Raw genomic sequence first — 7,593 nt, 5'->3', positions numbered from 1 at the left:
CAGTTCCGCGCGGTGGCGGAGGTGTCCGTGCGAGGCCTCGCCGGCCTGCCGCCCTACGCGGGCTGGGGCGCGCTGGTGGGCTGCGGGGTGGGCGCGCTGCTGACGCTGGCCGCGAGGGGCCGGGCCGCGCGGTGGCTGCCGTCGCCGGTGGCGATGGGCATCGGCTTCATCACGCCCGCGTACTTCGCGGTGACGCTGTGCCTGGGCGCGGGGCTGGCGGCGCTCGCGCGGAGGTGGTCGCCGAAGACGACGGACGCGCACGTGCCCTCCCTGGGCTCCGGTGCGCTGGTGGGCGAGTCGCTGATGGGGCTCATCATCGCGGCGACGACGGCGCTCTCACGCTCGGCGTAGCGCCCCGTGCGCGCGCGGGTGAAGCGCGCGCTACGCCGCGGGCGTGAGGTCCCGCACGCGCTCCAGCGAGCGGCGGATGCGGTCCTCCATCAGGTTCGGCAGGTGCGCGGCGCGGGCCAGCGCTTCGCCGAGCGCGAGCATCGCCTCCGCGAAGTCGCCCCGGCGCCAGGCCGCGAGCCCCATCATCTCCAGCACCTCGAGCGGCTCCTGCTCCACCGACGCCTGGGCGGAGCGCTCGCGCAGCACGTGCCACTCCTCCGCCGTCGCATCCCGCGCGGACAGCTCCACCATGGAGAAGAGCACTTCTTCTGAAGGACTCAGGTTCACGCCGTGCCGGTTGTTCGCCATCGTCTGGCGCACCTGCTCCAGCAGGTCGCGCGCCCGGTCGTGCCGGCCCGTCCACGCCATGGCCCGCGCCTGGAGCAGCAGCGCCCACGGACGGTGCGCCACCTCCGGGTGCCGGCGCTCCAGCACGATGGCCCGGGCGATGTGCGGCGCCGCTGCCTCCACGTCGCCCGCCTGGTAGTACAGCTCGCCCATGTTGTGCTCGGCGAAGTACTCCCAGCCCACCACGCCCAATTCGCGCCCCAGTTGCATGAAGCGCTCCTGGTCCTTCAGCGCGTGCGTCAAATCCCTGCGCGCCACCCACAGGTTGCGGCGGTTGTTGATGGCCGAGCCCAGGTGGAAGCGGTCGCCGCGCTCCGTGCACGCGCTGATGACCTCGTCCATCACGCGCTCCGCGCCGTCGATGTCGCCCAGGTTCGGGAGGATGACCGCCATCAGCAAGAGCGCCACCACCAGCGTCTCGTAGCCCGCGTCGCCCAGCTTGCGCGCCCGCTCCGCCGCGGCCTCCAGCGGCATCAGCGCGTCCAGCCACTCGCCCTTGCGGAACTGCGCGCGGCCCAGCGCCAGCAGCAGCCGCGCCTGCACGTAGGGCGACGTCACCGTCTCCGCCAGTTGCTGCGCCTCCTGGGCCCGCGCCTCGCTGCGCGCGTAGTCGTTCACCCAGTCGAGCGCCATCGCCTCGTCGAGCAGCAGCTCCACCTCCGCGCGCGAGTCCCCCAGCCCCCGCGCCCGCTCCCTGGCGATGGCGAAGTCCGTGAGCGAGTCCTCGTACCGGCCGATGCGGTAGCGCATCAGGCCCCGGCCCCGCAGCGCCGTGAGGCCGCGCAGCTCGTCCTCGGGCTCGATGAGCTCCAGGGCGCGCGTGTACATGGCCTCCGCGTCGAGGAACGCGTGACGGCCGCGCGCGGACTCCGCCAGGTCGATGGTCAGCGCCGCCGCCTCGTCACGCAGGCCCGCCGCCGCCGCGTGCAGCGCGAGCCGGGCCAGCCGCTGACGCTCCTGCGCGCCCGCCGGGCTCAAGTAGTGCCGGTACGCGGCCTTGTGGATGCGCGCCTTCTCCTCCGCGGGCAGGCCCGCGACCACGGCCTCGCGCACCAGCTCGTTGCGGAAGCTCAGCCCCTCCAGCCGGTGCTCCACCAGCAGCCCCGAGTCCAGGAGCCGCCGCGTCGCATGCCCCACGTCCAGCGGGAACCAGGCCGCGGCCCCGTCGCGCTCCAGCTCGCGCACCACGCCGTCCGCCGCGGTGGCGGTGAAGGTCGCGCCCAGGAGCGCGCACAGCCGGGCATGCGCGGCGAGCGCCGGAGGCAGCGCGCCCAATTCGCGGTCCGCCAGCCACTCCACCAGCCGCAGCTCCGGCACGCGGTCCAGCTCGTCCGTGACGAGGTACCAGTTGCCGCCCGGTGAGCGCTGCCGCACCAGCCCCTGACGCTTGAGGCCGCGCACCAGCTCCACCAGGAACAGGGGCACGCGCTGCGCGCGCTCGACGATGCGCTCCACCGCCTGCGCGGGCACGTTCTCCACCGGCTTGAGCAGCGTGCGGCACAGGGCCTGCGCGTCGCCCGGAGACAGGCCGGACAGGGGCAGGTCCAGCTGGCGCGCGGCGCGGGCGCCCCAGGCCGGGCGGCTCTGCTCGAAGCCCGGACGCACCAGCACGCAGACCCACAGGGGCACGCTCGTCTCCGCGAGCGCCGCGTACTCCAGCGCGTCCAGCGCCGTCTCCTCCGCGAAGTGCGCGTCGTCCACGATGAGGCACAGGGGGCGCTCACGGGCGCTCGCCGCCAGCAGCTCACCCGTGGCGCGCAGGGCCAGCGAGCGCAGCGCGCCAGGGGCCGCGGCCCAGCTGTGCAGCTCCGGCCCGCCCGGCGCGTACCAGCCCAGCGTCGCGGCCACGCCCGGCCACAGCTCCATGCCCAGCCGGTTCCCCAGCCGGTCGAGGATGGCGGTGCGGCCGTCCTCCTGCGTGTCGGTGTCGTCGCGGTCGAAGCCGTGCAGCGCCACGCGCAAGAGCGTGCGCAGCGTGCCTTCCGGATCGCCCTGCACGGGCTCGCGCGAGCGCATGGAGTAGACGCGCGCGTGCGGCAGCGCGGCCCTCAACCGCAGGCCCAGCGTGGAGGACAGGTGGCTCTTGCCGTGGCCCCGGTCGCCGCGCACGGTGACGATGGTGGGCGCCGCGTCCGACACCGCGGAGCGGGCGCTCTCCAGGAGCTGTTCCAGCTCCACGTCGCGGCCCATCAGCATGGAGCTGCCCATTTGCAGCACGGTGACGTCCGGCCGGGGCGTGGCGCCCGAGGGCGCGGGGCGCATCAGCCCGGAGCGCCCCGGCACCGGCAGACACGGCACCTCCGGCACGGCCTCCGCGGCGGCGGGGGAGAGCAGGGGCCCGCGCAGCTCCGCGACGTGGGGGTAGCGGTCCTCGCGCGCGAAGATGGCGCCCAGGTAGCGGGGCGCGCCGTCGCGGCGGCGCTGCACGGTGACGGTGGCCACGTCCACGAGCGCGGAAGGGGCGAGTCCCCGCTCGGCCAGGCCCTCCGCGGCGCGCAGTGCGCGGCGCACGGGGTTCTCTCCCACGTCGGGGTCGAAGACGCCCGCGAAGCGCTCGCCGTCGGTGAAGGCCATGTGGCCTCCGTAGGCGGCCAGGGCCTTCTGCACCGCCACGGGGTTCGAGCGCGAGGAGGTGAACAGCACCGCCACCGAGCGGCGCGTCTGGGCGGGGCGCACCTCGGGCAGGAGGGTGAGCCGGGGCGCGGGCTGCACCGCGGACTGGCCCGCGTGATCCAACGCCGCGCGCAGGGCCTGGGCCACGGCGGCGGCGTCGCGGGGACGGCGCGCGGGCTCCTTGGCCAGACAGCGCAGCACGACCTCCTCCACGGGCGGCGCCACCGGGGCGTACTCCGACGGAGGCGGGGGCCGCAGCGACAGGTGCGCCTGCAGCACCTCCGTGAGCGAGCCGAAGAAGGGCGGCCGGCCGGTGATGAGCTCGTAGAGGATGATGCCCAGCGCGTACACGTCCGTGCGCGCGTCCAGCGCCGCGTGGCCGGCGCACTGCTCGGGCGCCATGTATTCGGCGGTGCCGGCGAAGGAGGACGTGTCGCCGGGGGTGCCGTCGTCGGCGGGTGTACCGGGCGCCGGGCGCTGCACCAGGCCGAAGTCGAAGACGCGGGCGCGCTGGCGGGCGTCGTCCAGGAAGACGTGCTCGGGCTTGAGGTCGCAGTGCACCAGTCCGTGCGCGTGCACGACGGCCACCGCCTCCAGGAGCGCGTTGGCGCGCGGCGCGAACTCCTGCGGCGACAGGGGGCCGGACACCTGGGCCAGCCAGTCCGCCAGCGTGGGCAGCGGCACGAACTCCATGGCGACGAAGCGCTGGCCGCCGGGCAGCGTGCCGGTGGCGTGGAGCGCGGGCACGATGGGCGGCCCGATGACGCGCAGGGCCTCCGCCTCGCGGGCGAGCTGCGCCTCCGCGAGCGCGATGCCGGGACGCGCCAGCTTCAGCGCCAGGCGTTCGCCCTCGGTGCCATCGGCCAGGCGCTGATGCGCGGCCAGGAGCACGCCGAAGCCACCGCGCGCGATGACCTTCTCGCAGCGGTAGCCCGGAACGTCGGGCACGACGAGCGAGGCATCGGAAGGCGGAGCGATGGGAGGCGGGACGCCGGGCGGGCACGGCGCGTGAGAGCCCTCCCAACGCCGCCCGCATGTGAGGCAGCGCGGCACGGCCGTCACTCTACGCCAGCACCGCTGTGATTTCCGAACCTCCGGAGCCGGTCATTCGACGGACGCGTGAAGCATCGGTCAGAAGTCCTCCCATGCCCGGAGGGCTTCCGGGCGCCACGTCCTGTGAACCGCGTGACACAGGACATCCGGGGCAGGCAGCAAGCCAGCGGGTCGCCCGTGCACCGGCCGCGTCATTTCGCACCGCGTCGCGGCAAGGATGTCAGGACTCCCTGCTAGCCCTGCTCACCGGGAGGAACAGGCATGAGAGGGATTCAGGCACTGCGTGGCAGGGATGGATTCCATCGTGTGTGGCCAGGCCTGTTGCTCGTCGCGGGCCTGATGGGCTGCGCGGGGGGACGCGCCGGTTCATTGCCGGTGGGGTTGCAGGGCTACGCGCGCTACCACAGCGCATCCCCGGCACCGCTGCATGGGGGCGCGTCCGCGGGAGCAGGCGGCACGGTGGGGGATGACGCTCCGGTGCGCATGCCACCGGGGACGGTGCTCATCGGGAGCCCGGACGAGCAGACGCGGCAGGCGGTGGAGCTGGGCCTGCTGGAGGTGGACGCGTTCGAGAAGCTGTTGCTGCGCGCCGGACTGGAAGACCTGGACGACCTGCCGGTCCGCCGCAATCCGTTCACGCCCGAGGACGCGGTGGAGGTGCTGAACCGGCTGATGGAGAAGCCTGTGACGCTCGGCACCTATCCGCCTCGCATGGCGGCGGGCTTCCTGCTGCGCGAGGTGCTGGAGCGCGGCGAGGTGTCGCGCGCGGAGCTCGTGCGACGGATGGAGCGGTTCGTCCGGGAGCAGGTGGCGGTGCTGCGGCCGGACGGGTACCTGGCCTGGGCGCTGGATGGGCGCACGCAGCAGAAGGTGGCGTCCGTGCAGTGGAAGGACGGGACCTTCCGCGCGGGCAACTTCGAGCTGGGACGTTTCTACAGCGGCAAGGGCGGTGTCTTCCGCCACGTCGATGCACAGCTGCGTGCCGCGGACTGGCGGCCGCTCGCGGAGGTGTACGACGACGCGGACGTCATCAGCCGCTCACTGGATGGAGCGGAGGATGCGTTCGTGGAGCTGTACCACGGCATGGGACAGCTCCTGTCCCATCCCACGGACAGCATCGCGAGCCTGCGCCATCTCCCGGAGGGCGTGGCGGCGCTCATCACGTCGTCGCCCGCGTACTGGGAGCGCTTCCGGTACATGACGGAAGGCGAGCAGATTCGCGAAGCGGCGCGGCTGACCACGAACGTCATCATGCTGTGGGGCACGGCTTCGTCGACGACGCGCACGGTGACGCGAGCAACGGCGGGCATGGAGGCCACGGTGCCCGTGCTCGCCGTGTCCGCGGAGGGCGTGCTGGGCGTCGAACGCGTCGCGGTGCCAGTCGGGCGCGCGGCGGCTGTGATGAGCGGAGGACCTGGAGCGGCTCTCATCCTCCAGAAGGCCAACGCGAAGCCGTCTCCGGACGAGCCCGGGAAGTGGGGGCCCGCGAAGGAGTCGATGTCCGACCGGGCCCGGCGCTACCAGGAGCAGATCTCCGGGCACTCGGCGGACGAGGCCTACTGGGTCGGCGACTTGAAGTTCGACGGGTTCCGGGACGGAGTGCTACTGGATGCCAAGGGACCCGGCTACGCGAACAAGTTCGAGGAAGGCTTGGCGCCAAAACCCTGGTTCAAGGATACAGGCGCACAAGGACTCATTGACCAGGCGTTTCGACAAACCAAGCGAGTCAAAGGCATGGGGGTCCGCATCGAATGGCATGTCGCGGAGAAGAGGGCAGCCGATGCCATCCAGGAGCTTCTCAATCGCGAGCGTATCGACGGAATCGAAGTCATTCACACTCCGGCACGCTAATCAGAGGACCCCATGACCACCGAGTCCAAGCCCCAAGCCTACCCGGATAGCTTCTTTGTCGGCGGCTACTGGGGAGCGCGGAAGGAAACACCTGAAGCATGCGCCAATCGTGCGGCGGTCTTGTTCGAACTCCTGGCCGCGTGCGATCCACTTCTGGCCCGCTGGTACAAATCCATCAGGTCCCGAAAGGGCACGCAGAAGCTGTCATTGATGCCGCCCGATGTGTCCGTGCTCACGGACCTGTTCCGACGGGGTGTCAACCGGGAAGGGCGAGTTGTTTTCGAGGACCTTGGTTTTCATGTCTGGTTCCTGAACGAAAGCGATCCTAAGGGTGTGGACCTCCGTATTCGCTGCGGAGACTTCGACGGGACCAGCCCCAACTCCTGCTTCCTCTCCCTCCCATTCGACGGGCCGAACGCAGAGCGGGTGTTGACCCCCTCCGTGCTGGAGTCCGTGATGCGCGGCATGGTGACCGCTTTCGAACCAGACTGGATCGCGGCCATGTCCGATCATCATCGGCAGCTGGATGATCCAGACAACAAGACCAACGCCTGGGTCGGCTGGCTGACCTACTTCTCCAAGCAGCGCGGCACCGTGCCCCCACTCCCCGCGCCCGTGCGCATCGAACCCGTGGAGGACAAGGGCACGCTCATCGTCCTGACCCCGGAGCGCTTCACCGTGGCCAACCCGGAACACGTGGCCCTGTCCCGGCGCGTGCGCGAGCTGCTCACCCGGGCCGGGCTCATCAGCCCCCGCACCCGCTGAAAAGACAACGGCGCGCTCCACCCCGGCCGGTGAAGCGCGCCAACACAAGAGTCACCGCCTATCGCTGCGGCACTTCAATCGCGCGCAAGATCGCCCCGTCCTGTCCGGGCACCCGAGCGCGCAGGAGCAGCGCGGCCCCCGGCTCCGCGGACGTCAGGGCCTGCGCCGCTTCCGCGACGCCCGACACCTTCTGATCACCCACCTGCGTCAGCACCATCCCGGGCACCAGGCCCGCGCGCTCCGCGGCGCTGCCGGACTCCACCGCCACCACCTGCGCGCCGCCGCTGCCGTCCTGCGCCTCCGACAGCCGCAGGCCCAGCCGCTTCGACAGGGGCGCGGGCGTCGCATCCCGGGGCGTCAGCTCCTCTTCACCGCGCTGCGTGGGCCGGGTGCCCAGCTTCACCGGCACCTCCATCGCCTTGCCGCCGCGGACGAGGCTCACCTTCACCTCGCTGCCCGGCTTGAGCAGCGCCACCGCGCGCGTCAGCGACCCGGCGGAGTCCACCGCGCGCTCGCCCACCGACGTGATGATGTCCTCCTCGCGCAGGCCCGCCTTCTCCCCCGGCCCGCCCG

5 protein-coding genes are annotated in these 7,593 nt (G+C 72.4%); 3 read left to right on the top strand and 2 right to left on the bottom strand.

Going from position 1 to position 7,593, the window contains the following annotated elements; genetic code table 11:
- Nucleotides 1-351: OPT/YSL family transporter (locus D7W81_RS37790; RefSeq protein ID WP_208721631.1), on the top strand; the 351-nt coding region annotated here is incomplete at its 5' end.
- Between the two features lie 30 nt (nt 352-381).
- On the opposite strand, the gene D7W81_RS37785 is transcribed toward D7W81_RS37790, so the two are convergent.
- The gene (locus tag D7W81_RS37785) at nt 382-4,299 is read right to left on the bottom strand and encodes a serine/threonine-protein kinase (protein ID WP_208721629.1); all 3,918 of its coding nucleotides are present in this window, start codon (nt 4,297-4,299) and stop codon (nt 382-384) included.
- Nucleotides 4,300-4,710: 411 nt separating this feature from the next.
- On the opposite strand from D7W81_RS37785, the gene D7W81_RS37780 reads away from it, so the two are divergent.
- Together D7W81_RS37780 and D7W81_RS37775 are read left to right on the top strand one after the other, a co-directional pair.
- The gene (locus D7W81_RS37780; RefSeq protein WP_244227710.1) at nt 4,711-6,255 is read left to right on the top strand and encodes a Tox-REase-5 domain-containing protein; all 1,545 of its coding nucleotides are present in this window, start codon (nt 4,711-4,713) and stop codon (nt 6,253-6,255) included.
- A 12-nt stretch (nt 6,256-6,267) separates the two neighbouring features.
- Entirely contained in the window at nt 6,268-7,020 is a 753-nt protein-coding gene (locus D7W81_RS37775; protein WP_120560222.1) for an immunity 52 family protein, read from the top strand.
- A gap of 58 nt (nt 7,021-7,078) precedes the next feature.
- Here D7W81_RS37775 and D7W81_RS37770 read toward each other — a convergent pair.
- On the bottom strand, nt 7,079-7,593 hold a 515-nt coding region (locus tag D7W81_RS37770), incomplete at its 5' end, for a PDZ domain-containing protein (protein WP_120560221.1).

This window comes from Corallococcus aberystwythensis (assembly GCF_003612165.1).
Taxonomy (GTDB): Bacteria; Myxococcota; Myxococcia; order Myxococcales; family Myxococcaceae; genus Corallococcus; species Corallococcus aberystwythensis.
This window is presented reverse-complemented; position numbering and strand designations above follow the sequence as displayed.